We start from the raw sequence: 18,572 nt of genomic DNA, 5'->3' as shown, positions 1-18,572 counted from the left end.
ACATGAAGAATCATCTCGAACCCGTCCCGCGCACGCTCCGCCTCAATGCGCTCGCCGCGCTGCTGCTGTCGCTCGCCGCCGCGCCCGCGTTCGCGCAATCGTCGTCGCCGGCCGCGGCCGAACCGGCGGCCGGCGCCAGCGACGCCGCCGCGCCCGCACAACAGGCCGCCGATGCTGCCGCGCCCGCCCCCACCGGCTTCTGGGAGCGCTCGAACCTGCTCGGCAACATGGGCGGCCTGCGCGACCTGCTGGGCGATCACGGCATCACGCTGAGCCTGCAGGAAACCAGCGAATACCTGTACAACACGTCGGGCGGAACGGGGCGCGGCGGCGCCTACCAGGGGCTCACGCAATTCGGCTTCAACGTCGACACGGGCAAGGCGGTCGGCCTGCCGGGCGGCACGTTCAACGTGTCCGGGCTGCAGATCCACGGCACCAACCTCACGCAGCGCTACCTGCAGACGCTGCAGACCGCGACCGGAATCGAGGCGAATTCGACCACGCGCCTGTGGGAGCTCTGGTACCAGCAGTCGTTGCTCGACGGCAAGGTCGACGTGAAGGTCGGCCAGCAGAGCGTCGACCAGGAATTCATGGTGAGCCAGAACGCGGCGACCTTCATGAACGCCACGTTCGGCTGGCCCGTGCTGCCGTCGACCGACCTGCCGGCCGGCGGCCCCGCGTATCCGCTGTCGTCGCTCGGCGTGCGGCTGCGCGTGAAGCCGGCCGATGCGTGGACCGCGATGGTCGGCGTGTTCGACGGCAACCCGGCCGGCCGCACCGACGGCGATGCGCAGGTGCTGAATGCGCACGGCACCAACTTCAACCTGCGCAGCGGCGCATTCGTGATCGGCGAAGTGCAGTATGCGCTGAACGCACCGCCCGCCGATCCGAAGGCGCCGCAGCCGGCCGGCCTGCCGGGCACGTACAAGCTCGGCTTCTGGTATCAGTCGCAGCATGCGAACGATCCGCGCTACGGCACCGACGGCCTGTCGCTCGCGGATCCGGCAAGCAACGGCATGCCGGCTACGCATCGCGGTAACTACAGTTTCTATGCAGTCGCCGACCAGATGGTGTGGCGGCCGTCGGCGGACAGCCCGCGCTCGGTCGGCGTGTTCGCGCGCGTGATGGGCGCGCCGGGCGATCGCAATACCGTCGATTTCGCCGCCAACGCAGGCGTGACGCTGAAGGCGCCGTTCAAGGGACGCGACAACGACGTCGCGGGCCTCGCGGTCGGCTACACGAAGATCGGCTCGCATGCGCGCGGCCTCGACGGCGACACCGGCGTGTACTCGACGCCCGGCTATCCGGTGCGTCGTGCGGAAACGGTCATCGAGGCGACCTACCAGTACCAGGTCACGCCGTGGTGGCAGATGCAGGCCGACCTGCAGCACTTCTTCCGCCCGGGCGGCGGCATCCCGAACCCGAACGCGGCCGGTGCGCGCATCGGGGACGAAACGGTGGTCGGTGTGCGCACGACGATCACGTTCTGACGCAAGCCGGATGCAGACACGGGCCGGACGGCCGCTCACGCGACAGTCCGGCCCGTGCGTGCTCTCGCGGTGCAAGCGCGCGGCCCGCGCCGCGCGTCACTCGCCGTACAGCCCGAGCAGTTTCAGCGTGACACCGTTGGTCCAGCCGAAACCGTCTTGCAACGGATATTCGCCGCCCCCGCCGCCGCCCGTGCCGGCGCCTTCGACCACGTACTTCTCGACGAGCTTGCCTTCGGTCGCATACACGTGCTTCACGTCGGACAGGAAACGCGTGCCGATGTCCTTCGCGAGCGCCGGTTCGCCATAGCGCCGCAGCCCGTCGATCGCGATCCACTGCAACGGCGCCCAGCCGTTCGGCGCATCCCACTGCTGCCCCGTGTTCTCGGTGGTCGTCGCGACGCCGCCCGGCTGCAGCAGCGTCTTGCGCACCTCGCGCGCGGTCGCCTTCGCGCGCTCGGGCCACGCAACGCCCGCGAACAACGGATACAGCGCGGCGGCCGTCACGGCGTCGCGCGGCTTGCGCAACTGCCAGTCGTAGTCACCGTAGTAGCCGCGACGGTTCCACAGATAACGGTTGATCGCGGCCGCACGCCGCGCCGCGCGCCCTGAGAAATCGGTCACGCATGCCACGTCGCGCGTGACCGTGCAGCCCTTCACGATCGTCGTCTCGAGATGGAACATCAGGCTGTTCAGGTCGACCGGCACGATCGACGTCGTGCGGATCGTCGCGAGCGTCTTGCCGTCGCCGAACCAGCGCGAGCTGTAGTCCCAGCCACTTTCGGCGCCCGCGCGCAGGTCGCGGTAGACCTCGTTCGCCGGACGCCCCGGCACCGACTTCGCGGTCGTCACGTCCTCAAGATACGACTCGTCGCGCGGCGTATCGCTCGCATCCCAGTAGCGGTTCAGCACCGCGCCGTCGGGCATCACGACCACATGGCGCGCGGCCTGCCCGCGTGGCGTCGTGGTTTCGCCCTGCATCCAGTACGCATGCTCCTTGCGCAGTTCCGGCAGGTACTTCTGGTAGACCTTGTCGCCTTCGGCCTGCGCGGCGAGCGTGACCATGTACGCGAAGAACGGCGGCTGCGAGCGGCTCGCGTAATACGTGCGGTTGCCGTTCGGGATGTGCCCGATCGTGTCGATCAGGTGAGCGAAGTTGTCGAGCATGTCGTCGACGAGATCCTCGCGGCCCGACACCTGCAGCCCGAGCATCGTGAAATAGGTATCCCAGTAGTAGCCTTCGCGGAAGCGGCCACCCGGCACGACATACGGCTTCGGCAGCGGGATCAGCGAACTGTACGGCGGCACCGTCGCGCTCGACCGCGTGAGCTGCGGCCACAGCCAGTCGATGTGCTGGCGCAGCGTCTGGTTCGGCGGCGGCGTCACGCCGCCTTCCGGGGGCGGCGTGAAATGCTGGCCGACGAACGTCTTCAGCGAGAAGCCCGGCTGCGATTTCTGTTGCTGATACAACTGCACGATCGTCGCGGGATCGCTGTCGGGCGTCGCGTCGACGAAGGTCTTCTGGTCGGGATAGATCTGCGCGGTCTGCACCGCGACGAACAGGTCGCCGTAGAGCTGGCTCGGCGGCGGCAGCAACGTGCCCGACACGGGGCCGGCAATCGTGGCCGTAGCGGGCGCGGCCGATTGATCAACCGCCTGCGCGGCGCGGTTCGCGTTGTCGGCCTGCGCGGCGCAACCGGCAACGGCGAGATACGCGACGGCCAGCGCGGCGGCCCAGCGAATACGCGGCGCGGGTGACCCGAGCGGCAACGAACGACGGAGCGAGAGACGGGTTGAGAAACGGGCTGAGAAGCGGGTTGAGAAGCGGGTCGGGAAGCGGGCTGAGAAGCCGGTCGAGAAACGAGATGCGATCGATGCGGCACGACGTGACGTCATGACGTGTCCCCTCCTTTCGATGGTGAGTGGGTCGGCACGAGGTCTCGTTCGCGCGCGCGCTCGTCTCGATGGCCCTCGATCGATACGCGTCGTTTTGTGCTGCGAGTGGGTCCGACTGTCGCACGAAACGTGCGCATCAAGCAAGTTTCGATTCGCGCGACTCGCGCAGATAACCGCGTACGGCCCGCCACGCACGCGCGTCGAGCGCATCCGCATCGGTCTCGCCGCGCGCGCCCGCCGCATCGACGATCCCCTTCACGATTGCGAGCAGATCGTGCGCGACGACTTCAGGCGCAGCGACGCGCGGCGCATCGCGCAGCCCGAGCGCATGCCGCAGCGTCGCGTGGATGCGATCCGCGACACGTGCGGTGCGCGCGCCGAGCGGCAGCCGCGCCTCCTCGAAATCGATCAGCCGCGCGAGCACGGGACGACGCATCTGGTGCGCAACGGCCGCGCGCACCAGTGCGCGCAGCACGTCGTCGCACGACGACAGCGCGGCGGCCCGGTCGACGTCGTCGAGCAGATGCGCACTCTCGCGCTCGACGAGCGCGGCCGTCAGTGCATCACGATTCGGGAAGTATTGATAGAGCGAACCGATGCTCACGCCGGCCAGTGCCGCGACCGCGTTCGTCGTGTAACCGTCGAAGCCGTCGCGCTCCAGGATGCGGGCAGCGGCCTCGACGATCGCGTCGACAGTGGCCACCGAGCGGCGCTGTCGCGGCGCCTTGCGGGGCGACAGCGGGATGCGTGGAGACGATTCGGACATGGTCGGAATGCGAGTTTCAGATATGAGCAAACGCTCATATTCTAGAAACGCCCTTCCGCTCCGTCAAAAGGAATCCGCATGCTCCGGCAAACTGCGACCCTGCTAACCGTGTTGTTGCGCTTGAAGATGCGTGCCGAATTGCGCGGCTTCCCCGTACCGGAACGCTTGCGCCTGCCGCCCGAACACATCGCGCCGATCATCGACACTCACGGCGAACGCGTGTCGCCGCGCTTCGCGAGACATCGTTCCGGCATCGCCACTTCGACATCGTCGAGATCGTGCCGGGTGTCGAGAGCGCCGGTGCGTCCACCGACGGGGACATCGCGCCATCCACCGCCCGCGCACACGCGGCACGCAAACGCGATGCATGCGCCGCGTGTGCGCAGTCGTTCTTTCCGCGCCACCCGCGAAAAAAGACGACTGTTGCAACATGCGGAACAACTGTTGTCGTACGTGACTCAACGGTCACATTGTGGGCATAATGGCGTCTTTACCGCGCGCCCAGCCCATGTCGCCCGTCTTTCTAGCACCGCTCATCGTTGCCTGTGCGTTGTTCATGGAAAGCGTCGACGCGAACATCATCGTCACCGCCCTGCCCGCGATGGCGAGGGACTTCGGGCACAGCCCCGTCACGCTGAACATTGCGATCACGGCCTACGTGGTCGGGCTCGGCGTGTTCATCCCGATCTGCGGCTGGCTGGCCGACCGCTTCAGCGCGCGCTCCGTGTTCCGCACCGCGATCGGCATCTTCGTCGTCGGCTCGCTGATGTGCGCGGCATCCAATTCCCTCGGCGTGCTCACGTTCGCGCGCTTCATCCAGGGCGTCGGCGGCGCGATGATGGTGCCCGTCGGCCGCATCATCATCTTCCGCGCCGTGCCACGCTCGGATCTCGTGCGTGCGATGAACTACCTCGCGATTCCCGCCCTGTTCGGGCCCACGGTCGGGCCGCTCGTCGGCGGCTTCATCACGACCTACCTGCACTGGCGGATGATCTTCTTCATCAACGTGCCGATCGGCATCTACGGGATCTATCTCGCGAGCAAGCACATCGCGAACACGCACGAGCCCGATCCGGGCCCGCTCGACTGGTTCGGCTTCCTGCTGTCGGCCAGCGGCGCCGCGCTGCTGCTGATGGGCCTCACGCTGATCGACGGGGCGCTCACGTCGCGCTCGAACGCCGTCATCATGTGCGTGACCGGCACCGTCCTGCTCGCGCTCTACGTGCCGTACGCGCGCCGCAAGGAGCGCCCGGTGCTCGACCTCAGCTTCCTCAAGATCCCGACGTATCACGCGAGCGTCGTCGGCGGATCGCTGTTCCGCATCGGCCTCGGCGCGGTGCCGTTCCTGCTGCCGCTCGCGCTGCAGGAAGGGCTCGGTATGAGCGCGTTCCATTCGGGGCTCATCACGTGCGCGTCCGCGTTCGGCGGCGCGATGAGCCGCTCGACGGCCACCCATACGCTGCGCCGCTTCGGCTTCCGCACGGTACTGATCTACAACGCGGCATTCGCGGGGCTCGCGATCGCCGCGTACGGCGTGTTCCATCCCGGCATGGCGACCTGGGCGATCTGGCTGATCGTGCTCGTCGGCGGCATCTTCCCCGCGCTGCAGTTCACGAGCCTGAACTCGATGATCTACGCGGACATCTCGCCGCGCGACGCCGGCCGCGCGACCAGCCTCGGCAGCGTCGTGCAGCAGATGTCGCTCGGCCTGGGCGTGACGGTGGCCGGCCTCGTGCTGCACATTTCGCACTGGCTGCAGGGTCATCAGAAGATGGTGTGGTCGGATTTCTGGCCCGCGTTCGTCGTGGTCGGGCTGTGTTCGTTCGCATCGATTCCGATCACGCGGCGGCTGCCGCCCGGCGCCGGCGACGAAGTCGCGCGCGGCAAGCGGCAATAGAAATCAGGCAGACGAGCGGGAACAAACGAAAGGGGCGGAACGGGCGGAAGGGAAAGCCGCGCGCGAAGCAAACCGGAAAAAACAAAAAAATCAGCGGACATCCACACGGGGCCGGTGCACAGCCGCATGGATGTCCGCTCAGGGCTCCGGGTCTCCCGATGGGGGTTGAGAATCCCGGATTCGCTTCGTGCGTGCCATGGACATATGTGCGTCGGAAGCGGAATCGCTGCGCGCATATTTCGTCGCGCCATGCAGTGCACTATAGGGAAACTTGCGAAACGCTTCTGTCAACCATTGTCAGACACGGTGCATCGGCACGTCGCACGCGCGCGCCGCTTTCGCGCTAAAGTGGTTCCCGACCATCACTCCCCGCCGCCCTTCCGATGCTTACGCTCTCGCCCGCCGCCGCCCGCGCACTGCATCTCGCCGCGCAGGGCCTGCTGACACCGCCCCGCCGCAAGGCGACCAAATCCGACGTGCTCGACACGATCCGCCGGATGGCGCAACTGCAGATCGATACCATCCACGTCGTCGCGCGCAGCCCGTATCTCGTGCTGTTCAGCCGTCTCGGCGAGTTCTCGCCACAGTGGCTCGACGAGCATCTCGCCGAGGCGCGCCTGTTCGAATACTGGTCGCACGAAGCATGCTTCCTGCCGGTCGAGCAGTTCGGCCTGATGCGCTACAAGATGCTCGATCCGTCGGGGATGGGCTGGAAATACGCGGCCGAGTGGCATGAGCAGAATCGTCCCGACATCGACCGGCTGCTCGCGCGGATTCGTGAAGAAGGCCCGGTGAAGTCGGCGGATTTCGCCCGCGAGGATGGCGTGAAGGGCAACGGCTGGTGGGATCGCAAGCCCGAGAAGCGCCACCTGGAAGTGCTGTTCACGACGGGCGACCTGATGGTGTCGGAACGCCGCAATTTCCAGCGCGTGTACGACGTGCGCGAGCGCGTGCTGCCCGACTGGGACGACACGCGCGACCTGCCACCGCGCAACACCGTGCTGCCCGCGCTGCTCGACTACACGTGCCGCGCGCTCGGCGTCGTGCGCGCGGACTGGGTGGCCGACTACTATCGGCTGCCGCGCCGTTCGTACCGCGCGGAGCTCGAGCAGCTCGCCGACGCGGGCGACCTGATCCCGGTGGCGATCGACGACTGGAAGGAGCCGGCCTACGTGCATCGCTCGCTCGAAGCGTTGCTGCCGGCCGCCGGGGCCGACACGCTGCGCTCGACGGTCACGACGCTGCTGTCGCCGTTCGACCCGGTCGTCTGGGACCGGCGGCGTGCATCGACGCTGTTCGGTTTCGATTACACGATCGAATGCTATACGCCCGAGCACAAGCGGCGCTATGGCTATTTCTGCCTGCCCGTGCTGCATCGCGGCCGGCTGGTCGGGCGCGTCGACGCGAAGGCGCATCGCACGCTCCGCACGTTCGAACTGAAGGCCGTGCATGTCGAGCCGGGTGTGCGCTTCGGCACGGGGCTCGCAGCCGATGTCGCGAAGGCGGTGAAGAAACTCGCGGCATGGCACGGCACGCCGGAAGTCACGGTCAGGCAGGCACCGCCGGAGCTGGTGAAGGCGCTGGCTGCCGCGTAACAGTCGCGCATTCGGCTCGCGCAGCCGGCTTGCAAGGCCGGCTCACGCGGCCGGCCGCGGATCAGTCGCGCAGCTTGCGGAAGCGCGGCGTGCCGTCTTCGAGGTTGCCGTTAAACATCGCTTCCGGCCGCACCCACAGCCCGCGCTCATGCGGCCACAGATGCTCGTACGCGACCACCGATTCCTCGGTTTCGGAATGGCGGGCAACGCCGATGTAGCGATACAGCCCGCCCTTGTAATGGCGATGCGTCGCGAGCTGTTCGGCTTCCTGTTCAGTCATGGTGTGCTTCTCTTGGCAAAAACGAAAAGCGCGTATTGTATGCGCTGCGTCGGGCGTCAGCGTTTTGCGTAGATGTCCGGACGACGGATCTCCATCACCCGCTCGGGATTCGCGGACGCCCCGAAGCCGACCGGCCGGTACAGCTCGTGCGCATCGGACGTCACGAGCATGATGCGGCGCAGGCCCTGCACCATCTCCTGCGCGAACACGTGGTCGATCAGCGCGCGGCCGTAGCCGTTGCCGCGTTCGGCCGGCAGCACGAACACGTCGCACAGGTACGCGAACGTCGCGTGATCGGTGACGAGCCGCGCGAAGCCGACGAGCCGGTCGCCCACGTATGCGCCGAAGCACAGCGAGCCCTCGATCGCCTTCTCTACCACGTCGCGCGGAATGCCCTGCGACCAATACGCGTCGCGATGCAGGAAGTCGTAGATCGCGTCGATGTCGAGTTCGCGCTTGTCGGTGGAAAATCTCAGCGTGGCAGGGGTGGCAGCGGGCACGTCGGTCTCCGGTCGGGGTGGTGGACAGCGAAACGTCGACGATACCGCGCAGCGCGGCGGGGGACAAGGGACACCGCCGATCCACTGCGGCTGAACGCTGACGCGGCGTCTTGCCGAATGGTGTCGTGCGACTACGAACGGTCATCATTGAACTTGTACGACAGTCACGCACCCGCACCGTTCGGCAACGCGGGCGCATCACGCGACACTCGCGTGCTCGCCGCCGGATATCGACACACCGCAAACGCACATTGCGCGCGCCCGCTTACCCGCCCCCGAATTTCGGTGGATCATGTAGCCCGTGCGAACCGATCGCAATCGACCGCGCACACCGACCACGACAGACTGGAAGGAGACACCCCGATGCGCAACCGAGCCGCACTCAGCGCCCATGCCACCCGCCATCGCCTCGCGCGCCGCGCCACGTTCTGGCTCGCCGCCGCCGCGCTCGCGTCCGTCACGCTGCCGGCCGCAGCGGCCGAACTGCACGTGATGATCTCCGGCGGCTTCACGGCCGCGTACAAGCAGCTCGGCCCCGGCTTCACGGCCGCCTCCGGCGACACGCTCGACACGATCTCCGGCCCGTCGATGGGCCAGTCGAAGGAAGCGATTCCGAACCGCCTCGCGAACGGCGAGAAGGCCGACGTGCTGATCATGGTCGGCTACGCGCTCGACCGGCTGATCAAGGAAGGCAAGGTGATCCCGGCATCGCGCGTCGAGCTCGCCGATTCGCGGATCGGCATGGTCGTGCGCGCCGGCGCGCCGAAGCCCGACATCGGCACCGTCGACCGGTTGAGGGACGTGCTGCTGCACGCGAAGTCCGTCGCGTATTCGGACAGCGCGAGCGGCGTGTACATCGAGAAGGAAATGTTCCGGAAGCTCGGCGTCGATGCCGAGGTGAAGCCCAAAGCGACGATGGTGCCGCGCATTCCGGTTGCGTCGGTCGTCGCGAACGGCGACTACGAGATCGGCTTCCAGCAGGTCAGCGAGCTGCTGCCGGTGCCGGGCGTCACGTATGCGGGCAAGGTGCCCGAATCGGTGCAGTCGGTCACGCGTTTCGCGGGCGGCATTCCGGTCGGCGCAGATCATCCGGAAGAGGCGAAGAAGCTGCTCGACTATCTCGCGTCGCCGCAAGCGCAACCGATCGTGCGGGCAACGGGACTCGATTCGGTGACAATGTCGCCTGCCCAATAAACCCGCCCCGCCGCTTCATGCCCTACCGCCTCATCGCATTCGACTTCGACGGCACGCTCGCCGATTCGCTCGACAGTTTTCTTGCGGCGCTGTCGGAAGCGTCGCGCATGCACGGCTTTCGCGACGCCACGCCCGAACTGCGCCCGGCGCTGCGCGGCATGTCGGCGCGCGACATCATTCGCGCGCTCGACGTGCCGATGTGGAAAGTGCCGCGCGTGACCATCGACATGCGTCGCCTGATGCGGCCGCGCGTCGCACAAGTGGCACTGTTCCCCGGCGTCGGCGAAACGTTCGACGCGCTCGCCGCACGCGGCATCCGCATCGCGATCGCCACGTCGAATACCGAGGAGATCGTGCGCGACCGACTCGGCCCGCGCGCCAGCAGCCGTGTCGAGCATTTCGCGTGCGGCATTCCTCTGTTCGGCAAGGCACGTCGCCTGCGCGCACTCGTTCATGAGGCCGGCGTGCGCAACGACGAAGTGCTGTACGTCGGCGACGAAATCCGCGACGCCGACGCGGCACGACGCGCGCGCATCGCGTTCCAGGGCGTCGCATGGGGCTACACCGCGCCGGACGCGTTGCAGGCACATTGCGCGACACCGTTGCTGCCGCGTCTCGACGCATTGCTCGATCGCGTGTGACGTATTCGAGCGCATCGTGCGGCCGGCTCGCTTCTCCGCTTCTCCGCTTCTCCGCTTCTCCGCTTCTCCGCTTCTCCGCTTCTCCGCTCGACGCTCGACGCTCGATGCTCGATGCTCGATGCTCGACGCGCACGACCTCGCACAACCTCGCCCAGCACCGCAACACGACGATGACTGGCAGATGACACACACGTGCATCCCGCACGCTGCATGCGCGCAAAAATTGCCGCCGCCACGCACGCAACAGGTACGCAATACCTGTCGCCAAGCTCGCGCATCGATTCGTCTTACCAACCGTTACACAAACCACAGCGCGGTTGCACCTGCTACGGGATCGCTCTCCTAGAATCAGTCGGGCCGGGAAACACTTCGACCGGCGCCGCGGCAGAGCGGCGGTCGAATCCGGCCCGGGCGCGCCCGGTCTCTCGCACAGCGACGGATCACGTGATCCGTTTTTCAACCAGAGCCCCGATCGAAAGGAAGTCCCATGAACCGCTTTCCCCAAGTCTCGCGCCTTGCATTGTCTGCCGCTGGCCTGCTTCTCGTCGCCGTGACGGCGACCGCGCAAACCGCACAACCGGCACCCGCCGCACCGGCCGCCGCCGCGACGCGCATCCACGAAGCCGACCAGGCCTTCATCACGGACGGCACGAAAACGGTGTCGACGCAGCACGACGCGGCGCGCATCGCCGATTCGCGCACGTCGGACAGCCAGGTCAAGGCGTTCGCGCAACGCGTATCGACCGACGATGAAAAGATCATCCAGGCGATGCGCGCAGCCAGCCCGCGCGGCGTCGACGTGCCGGCCAACGACCCCGACACGGCCGCACTGGACAGCATCAAGAGCCTGCGCGGCGCCGAGTTCGACAAGGCGTATATCGAGCAGGTCGCGCTCGCCGGCCAGCAGAAGGCCATCTCGGCATTCCAGGCCGAAATCGCATCGGGCCGCGACACCAAGCTGAAGGAAGTCGCACGCCAGTCGCTGCCGATCCTGCAGAAGCACTACGCCGACGCGCAGAAGCTCGCCGAGCGTCATCACCTCGCATCCGCGCAGTAACGCGATGCAGCGCCGCGCACCGTGCGCGGCGCACGGCTTGCCCTATCGTCGCGCCGCGCTGTTGCGGCGGCGCGATGCACATCTGACTGCATGACCCAGCGCGCAAACGCGCGCCGCACGTCATGCGCTACGCGTTACGTCGCGAGCTTCGCCATCAACCGCGCACGCACCTCCGGCCATTCGTCGTCGATGATGCTGTAGCGCACCGAATTGCGCTTGCGGCCATCCGGCATGATCCGTTCGTGCCGCACGATTCCTTCCTGCTTCGCACCGAGCCGCAGAATCGCCGCGCGCGATTTCTCGTTCAGCTCGTCGGTCGTGAACTGCACGCGCACGCAGTGCAGCACGTCGAACGCATAGCCCAGCAGCAACCATTTCGCTTCGGTATTCGCGCGCGTGCGCTGCGCCGATTCGCTCAGCCACGTATGGCCGATCTCGAGCTTGCGGTTCCTGCGATCGATCTTCCAGAAACGCGTGCTGCCGATCACGCGACCCGACACGCGATCGACGATCGCAAACGGCATTACGGTGCCGGCCGCACGGCCCTGCAATGCGGTATCGATATAAGCATCGATCGTCTCCGCGCCCGGCACGGCCGTGACCTTCAGGTTCCACAACTGGCCGTCGTCCGCGGCATCCAGCAGCGCCTGCCGGTCGGATACTGCGAGCGGCCGCAGTTCGATACGTTCGCCGGCGAGCGTGGGTTGTTCGAGGGAAGGTGAAGCGTCGGTCATGACGAGGTTCCCGAAAGTGAGGACGATGGCGGCAAGACATCCATCATACGGCGCGTCAGCCGAGGAGCGCGGCCAGCCGGCGGCGGATCGCCTTCGCCTCGCCGCGCAGTGCATCGGCGAACGCATCGACGAGCAGGTTCTTCGGCCGGTGCTCGGGCACGATCACGCTGACGCGGTATGGAAACGAGCGTGTAAGCGGACGCACGTGCAGGTCGCGCCCGACGAAATCGAGCGCGGTCAGCGGATTGACGATCGCCGCGCCGAGCCCCTGCCGCACGAACGCGCACACCGACACGGCCGACGGCGTGTCGACGACCGAGCGCGGCGCCACGCCGAGCTGCGCAAACGCCTCGTCGATCAGGATGCGGTACGGATCGTTCAGCGACAGGCTCACGAACGGGCGATCGGCAAGATCCAGCAGATCGATCGCGTCCTGCGCGAGCAGCGGATGGCCGTCGGGCAGCACGCATACTTCGTCGACTTCGAGCAGCGGCGTGAGCACGGTGCCGGCCGGCGCGACGTCGTGCTCGGTCAGCCCGAGGTCGTAACGCTGCGCGGTCAGCCACTCTTCGAGCATCGGCGATTCCTGCGTTTCGACCGACAGGCTGACGCCAGCATGCGCGTCGTGAAATCGACGGGCCGCGCCGGGCAGGATCGCGTGCGAGAACGCCGGCAGCGCGATCACCGACAGCTGCCCGTCGCGAAACTCGCGCAGGCGCGCGGCCGTCGCCGCGACGCGTTCAAGCCCCACATACGCGAGCCGCACGTCGTCGAACAGCGTGAGCGCGGCCATCGTCGGCCGCAACCGGCCGTGCGTGCGCTCGAACAGCGCGAAGCCGACGACCTGCTCCATGCGCGCGAGCTCGCGGCTGATCGTCGGCTGCGACGTATAGAGCATCTCGGCCGCGCGAGTCGTGTTGCCGGTGACCATCAGCGCCCGAAAGACCTCGATATGGCGGTGCGTGAGCATGATCTTCTATATCGGATATGAATCGAATATCGATAAACAGGCATTTTACTGCATAGCCAATCAGGCGCATCATTGACGTTATCCGTTCATTCGACCCGATTCATCCGCCATGTCCCTCGATTCCCGCCAGCTCGCAACACTCGCGCAGCAATACGGCACCCCGCTGTGGGTGTACGACGCCGACGTCATCCGCGACCGCATCGCCCAACTGCGTCAATTCGACGTGATCCGTTATGCGCAGAAGGCGAACTCGAACCTCCATATCCTGAAGCTGATGCGCGAGGAAGGCGCGTGCGTCGATGCCGTGTCGCTCGGCGAGATCGAGCGCAGCCTCGCGGCCGGGTTCAGTCCGGCAGGCGAGCCGGAAGGCGTCGTGTTCACGGCCGACCTGATCGACCGCCCGACGCTCGCGGCCGTGCTGAAGCACGGCGTGACCGTCAACGCCGGTTCGCTCGACATGCTCGCGCGCATCGGCGAGCACGCGCCCGGCCACCGCGTGTGGCTGCGCGTCAACCCCGGTTTCGGCCACGGCCACAGCAACAAGACCAACACCGGCGGCCCGCAGAGCAAGCACGGCATCTGGATCGACGACGTGCCGCGCGCGATCGAGATCGTGCGCCAGTACGGGCTGAAGCTGGTCGGCATCCACATGCATATCGGTTCGGGCGTCGACTACGGCCACCTGTCGCAAGTGTGCGATGCGATGGTCGATCTCGTCACGTCGCTCGGCCATGACATCGACGCGATCTCCGCCGGCGGCGGCCTGTCGATCCCGTATCGCGACGGCGAGCCGCGCGTCGACGTCGGACACTACTTCAGCCAGTGGGACGCCGCGCGCAAGCGGATCGAACGGCACCTCGGCCACCCGGTGCGCATCGAGATCGAACCGGGCCGTTTCCTCGTCGCCGAAGCCGGCACGCTCGTCACCGAAGTGCAGGCCGTCAACCGCCGGCCGAAGCACGATTTCGTGCTGATCGACGCGGGCTTCAACGACCTGATGCGCCCGTCGATGTACGGCAGCTACCACGCGGTGTCGGTGCACGCGCACGATGGCGCGGTGCCGGCCGGCCGGCCGCTGGTCGATCTCGCGATCGCGGGGCCGCTGTGCGAATCGGGCGACGTGTTCACGCAGGACGCGGGCGGCGTGGTCACGCACCGCAAGCTGGCGCAGCCGCAGATCGGCGACCTGCTGTTCCTGCACGACGCGGGCGCGTACGGCGCATCGATGTCCTCGAACTACAACAGCCGGCCGCTCGCGCCGGAAGTGCTCGTCGACGGCGGCGCGCCGCGGCTGATCCGCCGCCGGCAGACGATCGACGAATTGCTCGCGCTCGAAACGTTCGAGTAACGCGCTTTCGTCGAGACGAAGGCCAACGGCCAGGCTTGCCGCTACCGGCAGCCTGGCCGTTTTGCTTTTCGGTGTGCCACCGGTTCACCCGTTCGCGATGCGGAGCAACCGCACCGTCGCACCGTAGCACCCGATGCTTCGCATCACGCGCAACCGCAGCAGATCGCTTGCGCCACCTTCGGCACGCAGAGAAAAACATTCCACGGCGCGCAGAAAGTGCGTGCATCTTTGGAAACACATTCCTTTTTGATAAACCTAAGATTGCCCTCAGTCGCTCAGCATTCGTGTCACCGGATGCGCATCGACGATGCACCCGGTCCACTCCTCTCGCAAAGCCGTACGGGCAATCATGAACACCATGCTTGAACTCTTCGCCGCGCACTGGAACACATTCGACACGCATGCCGCGCGGTCAGCTCACGCGTCACTCGGCGGCCGCTCGCACTGCTCACGCCCTCATCCCCGCGCCACCGTCGCGCGCGAACGCATGCCGTAACGCACGGCATCACGCACGGCGGCGCTCGATTCGCGCCGCCACCCGCCGCACCGATTTCCAGCCCACGGCGACGCCGCCCGTCGCCGCGGCTTCGCACACCCTGAATTTTCGACAACAACCATGGAGACAACCATGAAGCACTTCAACCCGACGCTCAAGCAAGGCATCGCGGCCGCCCTCCTCTGCATCGTGGCCGCGACCGCGCATGCGGCCGACCTGCTCGACACCGTCAAGCAATCCGGTGTACTGAAGATCGCGCTGGAAGGCACCTACCCGCCGTTCGACTACCGCAACGCCGACGGCCAGCTCGAAGGCTTCGACGTCGACGTCGCGAAAGCGGTCGCCGCGCGCCTCGGTGTGAAGCCGCAGTTCGTCACGACCGAATGGAGCGGGATCCTCGCCGGCCTGCAAGCCGGCAAGTTCGACGTGATCATCAACCAGGTCGCGATTACACCGTCTCGCCAGCAAGCGCTCGACTTCAGCGCACCTTATGTGTATTCGTCCGCACAGCTGCTGCAACGGCAGAACGATACGCGCGCGTTCAAGTCGCTCGACGAACTGAAGGGCAAGAAAGTCGGTGTGACGATGGGCAGCAACTACGTCGACCTCGTCAAGACGGTGCCCGCAATCGACCTGCAGGTCTATCCGGGCACGCCGGAGAACCTGCGCGACCTCGCGGCGGGCCGGATCGACGCGGCGGTCAACGACCGCCTGATGCTCAGCTACCTGATCAAGAACTCGCACCTGCCGCTGCGCCCCGGCTCCGTGCTCGCGGGCGGCGAGGACCGGATGGGCATTCCGTTCCGCAAGGGCAATCCGAAGTTCGCGAAGGCGATCGACGATGCGGTCGCTTCGCTGCAGCAGGACGGCACGCTGAAGAAGCTCTCGATGCAGTGGTTCGGCACGGATACGAGCAAGCCGGTGACGCAATAACGCAGCCTGCCGCACGCCCGCGCGCACGAACGCGCGGGCCGGCCCGCACACAATCAGGAGACACGTGATGGAAGCACTCGAACTGGTCGTTCATACCCTGCCCGTGATGGTGAAGGGTGCGATGCTCACGCTGAAGTTCGCCGTGGCGTCGATGGCGCTCGGCCTCATCGTCGGGCTCGTGATCGCGATCATGCGCATCGGCAGCAACCGGCCTGCGGCCGCGCTCGCGCAGGGCTATGTGAGCCTGATGCGCGGCACGCCGCTGCTCGTGCAGATGTTCGTCGTCTACTACGGGCTGCCCGATCTCGGCATCACGCTCGACCCCACGACAGCCGGCATCTTCACGCTGACGCTCAACGCGGGCGCGTATTTGTCGGAGAGCATGCGCGGCGCGATCCTCGGCATCGGCCGCGGTCAATGGGCGGCCGCGCACAGCCTCGGCCTCACGCACGTGCAGACGCTGCGCTACATCGTGTGCCCGCAAGCGCTGCGGCTCGCGGTGCCGAGCCTCGGCAACACGCTGATCAGCCTGATCAAGGATACGTCGCTGGTCTCGGTCATCACCGTCACCGAATTGCTGCGCTCGACGCAGGAAGTGATCGCCGCGACGTTCCAGCCGCTGCCGCTCTACCTCGCTGCCGCCGCGATCTACTGGGTGCTGAGCACGCTGCTCACGCGGCTTCAGGGTCGCGTCGAGACGCGCCTCGCACTGCCGTCCACGCATTGAACGCGTGCCGCTCATTCACACGACACTCAACGACGGACAGAACATGATTACGCTCGACAACGTATCGAAATGGTATGGCAAGCACCAGGTGCTTTCGGCATGCAGCGCGGCGGTCGCGAAAGGCGAAGTGGTCGTCGTGTGCGGGCCGTCGGGCTCGGGCAAGTCGACCCTCATCAAGACGATCAACGGTCTCGAGCCGTTCCAGAAAGGCAGCATCACCGTCGACGGCACGCGGCTCGGCGATCCCGCTGCGAAACTCGCGCAATTGCGCGCCCGCGTCGGCATGGTGTTCCAGCACTTCGAGCTGTTTCCGCACCTGTCGATCACCGAGAACCTGACGCTCGCGCAGATCAAGGTGCTCGGCCGCCGCAAGGACGAGGCCGTCGAGAACGGCATGAAGCTGCTCGATCGCGTCGGCCTGAAGGCGCATGCGCACAAGTATCCGGGGCAGTTGTCCGGCGGGCAGCAGCAGCGCGTCGCGATCGCACGCGCGCTGTCGATGAACCCGGTCGCGATGCTGTTCGACGAGCCAACCTCCGCGCTCGACCCCGAGATGATCAACGAGGTGCTCGACGTGATGGTCGAGCTCGCGCGCGACGGGATGACGATGGTGTGCGTCACGCATGAAATGGGCTTCGCACGGAAGGTCGCGCATCGCGTGATCTTCATGGACCAGGGCGCGGTGGTCGAGGACGCGGCCAGCGACCGGTTTTTCGCCGCACCGCGCTCCGAACGCGCACGCGACTTCCTCGACAAGATCCTGCATTGAGCGCGTGGCGGCTGCCGCGCTTCGATTGATTGATTGCCCCTCAAAGGACACTATCTTGACCCACCAGCATTCGACCGACACCGTTCTCGCCCACGAAGGCCGCTCGCACGGCCAGCCCGGTTCGCCCGTGAACCCGCCCGTGTACCGCCAGTCGACGCTGCTGTTTCACGGCACCGATGCGCTCGACGCGGTACGCGGCACGCCGCTCGCGTACGGGCGTCACGGCAGCCCGACCACGCGCGCGCTCGAGAAGGCGCTCGCACGCCTCGAAGGCGCGCACGCGGCGCTGCTGACGCCGAGCGGCCTCAGCGCGATCACGACCGCGCTGCTCGCGGTGCTGAATCCCGGCGACCATCTGCTGATGGCCGATTCCGTGTACGACCCGACCCGCTCGTTCTGCGACGAGACGCTCGCGCGCCTCGGCATCGAGACGACGTACTACGATCCGGCGATCGGCGCAGGCATCGCCTCGCTGATGCGACCGAACACACGCGCGGTATTTGCCGAATCGCCCGGTTCGCTGACCTTCGAAGTGCAGGACATCCCGGCCATCAGCCGAGTCGCGCACCGGCATGGCGCGGTCGTGCTGCTCGACAACACGTGGGGCACGCCGCTGAACTTCCGGTCGTTTGCGCACGGCGTCGACGTGTCGATTCACGCCGCCACCAAATACATCGCCGGACACTCCGACGTGCTGATGGGCGCGATCCTGACGACCGAGGCGCTCGCGCCGAAGATCACGCGCTTCTACCGGCAACTCGGAATGACCGTCAGCGGCGACGACGCGTATCTCGCGCTGCGCGGCCTGCGCACGCTGTCGGTCCGCCTCGAGCGGCACCAGCGCAACGCCCACGCGCTGACCGAATGGCTCGCGAAACAGCCCGAAGTCGCCCGGATCCTGTATCCGGCGTCGCCGGCCGATCCCGGTCATGCGCTCTGGAAGCGCGACTTCACCGGCGCGTGCGGGCTGTTCGGCATCGTGCTGCATCCGCAGCCCGACGATGCCGTGCGCGCGCTGCTCGACGGGATGACGTGCTTCGGCATGGGGTATAGCTGGGGCGGCTTCGAAAGCCTGATCATCCCGTCCAATCCGTCGCGCCACCGTACCGCGACGCAATGGGCGGCGGCCGGCCCGCTGCTGCGGATTCACGCGGGGCTCGAGCATCCCGACGACATGATCGCCGACCTTGCTGCCGGTTTCGCAAGGATGCGCGCCGCCGCGCTCGCGGAAGCCTGACATCCGTCGGCGTAACGCACGCCGCCCCGCATCACGTTTTCTTCG

The 18,572-nt window shown here is 66.9% G+C and carries 18 protein-coding genes; 12 read left to right on the top strand and 6 right to left on the bottom strand.

Features of this window, described 5'->3' with window-relative positions:
- The first annotated feature begins 2 nt into the window (after positions 1-2).
- A complete protein-coding gene (locus tag ACPTTF_RS21365; protein ID WP_423368084.1) occupies positions 3-1,490 on the top strand; it encodes a carbohydrate porin in 1,488 nt (495 codons plus the stop codon).
- Positions 1,491-1,586: 96 nt separating this feature from the next.
- On the opposite strand, the gene treA is transcribed toward ACPTTF_RS21365, so the two are convergent.
- Both treA and ACPTTF_RS21355 read right to left on the bottom strand, forming a co-directional pair.
- Entirely contained in the window at positions 1,587-3,383 is a 1,797-nt protein-coding gene (gene treA, locus ACPTTF_RS21360) for an alpha,alpha-trehalase TreA (RefSeq protein ID WP_423368083.1), read from the bottom strand.
- A 136-nt stretch (positions 3,384-3,519) separates the two neighbouring features.
- On the bottom strand, positions 3,520-4,149 hold the full coding sequence (locus ACPTTF_RS21355) for a TetR/AcrR family transcriptional regulator (protein WP_423368082.1): 630 nt from the start codon (positions 4,147-4,149) through the stop codon (positions 3,520-3,522).
- A gap of 38 nt (positions 4,150-4,187) precedes the next feature.
- Between ACPTTF_RS21355 and ACPTTF_RS21350 the strand changes: the two genes are divergently transcribed.
- From ACPTTF_RS21350 to ACPTTF_RS21340, 3 genes are all read left to right on the top strand, one after another.
- Positions 4,188-4,631: a darcynin family protein gene (locus tag ACPTTF_RS21350; protein ID WP_423369853.1), complete on the top strand. Its 444-nt coding sequence runs from the start codon at positions 4,188-4,190 to the stop codon at positions 4,629-4,631.
- Positions 4,632-4,657: 26 nt separating this feature from the next.
- Entirely contained in the window at positions 4,658-6,046 is a 1,389-nt protein-coding gene (locus tag ACPTTF_RS21345) for an MFS transporter (RefSeq protein ID WP_166962075.1), read from the top strand.
- Between the two features lie 383 nt (positions 6,047-6,429).
- On the top strand, positions 6,430-7,641 hold the full coding sequence (locus tag ACPTTF_RS21340) for a winged helix-turn-helix domain-containing protein (RefSeq protein WP_423368081.1): 1,212 nt from the start codon (positions 6,430-6,432) through the stop codon (positions 7,639-7,641).
- Positions 7,642-7,702: 61 nt separating this feature from the next.
- Here the strand turns inward: ACPTTF_RS21340 and ACPTTF_RS21335 are convergent, their stop codons facing one another.
- Complete coding sequence (locus tag ACPTTF_RS21335; RefSeq protein WP_166962069.1) at positions 7,703-7,921, bottom strand: DUF1653 domain-containing protein; 219 nt, start codon at positions 7,919-7,921, stop codon at positions 7,703-7,705.
- 56 nt (positions 7,922-7,977) lie between these two features.
- Positions 7,978-8,421 carry a GNAT family N-acetyltransferase gene (locus ACPTTF_RS21330; RefSeq protein ID WP_423368080.1) on the bottom strand — a complete coding sequence of 148 codons (444 nt, stop codon included), beginning with the start codon at positions 8,419-8,421 and terminating at the stop codon, positions 7,978-7,980.
- A gap of 363 nt (positions 8,422-8,784) precedes the next feature.
- On the opposite strand from ACPTTF_RS21330, the gene ACPTTF_RS21325 reads away from it, so the two are divergent.
- The 3 genes from ACPTTF_RS21325 to ACPTTF_RS21315 all read left to right on the top strand — a co-directional run bounded on the left by ACPTTF_RS21325 (position 8,785) and on the right by ACPTTF_RS21315 (position 11,313).
- A complete protein-coding gene (locus ACPTTF_RS21325; RefSeq protein WP_423368079.1) occupies positions 8,785-9,615 on the top strand; it encodes a substrate-binding domain-containing protein in 831 nt (276 codons plus the stop codon).
- Between the two features lie 17 nt (positions 9,616-9,632).
- Entirely contained in the window at positions 9,633-10,256 is a 624-nt protein-coding gene (locus tag ACPTTF_RS21320) for an HAD hydrolase-like protein (protein ID WP_166962057.1), read from the top strand.
- A gap of 487 nt (positions 10,257-10,743) precedes the next feature.
- Positions 10,744-11,313 carry a DUF4142 domain-containing protein gene (locus ACPTTF_RS21315; protein ID WP_166962055.1) on the top strand — a complete coding sequence of 190 codons (570 nt, stop codon included), beginning with the start codon at positions 10,744-10,746 and terminating at the stop codon, positions 11,311-11,313.
- A gap of 134 nt (positions 11,314-11,447) precedes the next feature.
- Here ACPTTF_RS21315 and ACPTTF_RS21310 read toward each other — a convergent pair whose 3' ends face one another.
- A complete protein-coding gene (locus ACPTTF_RS21310) occupies positions 11,448-12,047 on the bottom strand; it encodes a GNAT family N-acetyltransferase (RefSeq protein ID WP_423368078.1) in 600 nt (199 codons plus the stop codon).
- Positions 12,048-12,102: 55 nt separating this feature from the next.
- Positions 12,103-13,017 carry a LysR family transcriptional regulator gene (locus ACPTTF_RS21305; protein ID WP_423368077.1) on the bottom strand — a complete coding sequence of 305 codons (915 nt, stop codon included), beginning with the start codon at positions 13,015-13,017 and terminating at the stop codon, positions 12,103-12,105.
- Positions 13,018-13,126: 109 nt separating this feature from the next.
- Here ACPTTF_RS21305 and lysA point away from each other — a divergent pair, with 109 nt between their 5' ends.
- From lysA to metC, 5 genes are all read left to right on the top strand, one after another.
- Positions 13,127-14,365: a diaminopimelate decarboxylase gene (lysA, locus tag ACPTTF_RS21300; RefSeq protein WP_423368076.1), complete on the top strand. Its 1,239-nt coding sequence runs from the start codon at positions 13,127-13,129 to the stop codon at positions 14,363-14,365.
- A gap of 628 nt (positions 14,366-14,993) precedes the next feature.
- Positions 14,994-15,794, top strand: a complete 801-nt coding sequence (locus tag ACPTTF_RS21295) for a transporter substrate-binding domain-containing protein (protein ID WP_423368075.1) — start codon at positions 14,994-14,996, stop codon at positions 15,792-15,794.
- A 67-nt stretch (positions 15,795-15,861) separates the two neighbouring features.
- On the top strand, positions 15,862-16,521 hold the full coding sequence (locus tag ACPTTF_RS21290; protein ID WP_423368074.1) for an amino acid ABC transporter permease: 660 nt from the start codon (positions 15,862-15,864) through the stop codon (positions 16,519-16,521).
- A gap of 43 nt (positions 16,522-16,564) precedes the next feature.
- Positions 16,565-17,290, top strand: a complete 726-nt coding sequence (locus ACPTTF_RS21285) for an amino acid ABC transporter ATP-binding protein (RefSeq protein ID WP_423368073.1) — start codon at positions 16,565-16,567, stop codon at positions 17,288-17,290.
- A gap of 55 nt (positions 17,291-17,345) precedes the next feature.
- On the top strand, positions 17,346-18,527 hold the full coding sequence (metC, locus tag ACPTTF_RS21280) for a cystathionine beta-lyase (RefSeq protein ID WP_423368072.1): 1,182 nt from the start codon (positions 17,346-17,348) through the stop codon (positions 18,525-18,527).
- The last annotated feature ends 45 nt before the right edge of the window (positions 18,528-18,572 follow it).

It is taken from the genome of Burkholderia crassaminum, from assembly GCF_964265005.1.
GTDB lineage: Bacteria > Pseudomonadota > Gammaproteobacteria > Burkholderiales > Burkholderiaceae > Burkholderia.
The sequence above is the reverse complement of the archived record's forward strand: the minus strand, read 5'-3'. Positions and strand labels throughout refer to the sequence as shown.

Coding starts and splice junctions, on each gene's coding strand:
- ACPTTF_RS21295 (WP_423368075.1), top strand. CDS start 14,994: ATGAAGCACTTCAACCCGACGCTCAAGCAAGGCATCGCGGCCGCCCTC.
- ACPTTF_RS21285 (WP_423368073.1), top strand. CDS start 16,565: ATGATTACGCTCGACAACGTATCGAAATGGTATGGCAAGCACCAGGTG.
- ACPTTF_RS21365 (WP_423368084.1), top strand. CDS start 3: ATGAAGAATCATCTCGAACCCGTCCCGCGCACGCTCCGCCTCAATGCG.
- lysA (WP_423368076.1), top strand. CDS start 13,127: ATGTCCCTCGATTCCCGCCAGCTCGCAACACTCGCGCAGCAATACGGC.
- ACPTTF_RS21335 (WP_166962069.1), bottom strand. CDS start 7,921: ATGACTGAACAGGAAGCCGAACAGCTCGCGACGCATCGCCATTACAAG.
- ACPTTF_RS21325 (WP_423368079.1), top strand. CDS start 8,785: ATGCGCAACCGAGCCGCACTCAGCGCCCATGCCACCCGCCATCGCCTC.
- ACPTTF_RS21345 (WP_166962075.1), top strand. CDS start 4,658: ATGTCGCCCGTCTTTCTAGCACCGCTCATCGTTGCCTGTGCGTTGTTC.
- ACPTTF_RS21290 (WP_423368074.1), top strand. CDS start 15,862: ATGGAAGCACTCGAACTGGTCGTTCATACCCTGCCCGTGATGGTGAAG.
- ACPTTF_RS21340 (WP_423368081.1), top strand. CDS start 6,430: ATGCTTACGCTCTCGCCCGCCGCCGCCCGCGCACTGCATCTCGCCGCG.
- ACPTTF_RS21310 (WP_423368078.1), bottom strand. CDS start 12,047: ATGACCGACGCTTCACCTTCCCTCGAACAACCCACGCTCGCCGGCGAA.
- ACPTTF_RS21320 (WP_166962057.1), top strand. CDS start 9,633: ATGCCCTACCGCCTCATCGCATTCGACTTCGACGGCACGCTCGCCGAT.
- treA (WP_423368083.1), bottom strand. CDS start 3,383: ATGACGTCACGTCGTGCCGCATCGATCGCATCTCGTTTCTCGACCGGC.
- ACPTTF_RS21305 (WP_423368077.1), bottom strand. CDS start 13,017: ATGCTCACGCACCGCCATATCGAGGTCTTTCGGGCGCTGATGGTCACC.
- ACPTTF_RS21315 (WP_166962055.1), top strand. CDS start 10,744: ATGAACCGCTTTCCCCAAGTCTCGCGCCTTGCATTGTCTGCCGCTGGC.
- ACPTTF_RS21355 (WP_423368082.1), bottom strand. CDS start 4,149: ATGTCCGAATCGTCTCCACGCATCCCGCTGTCGCCCCGCAAGGCGCCG.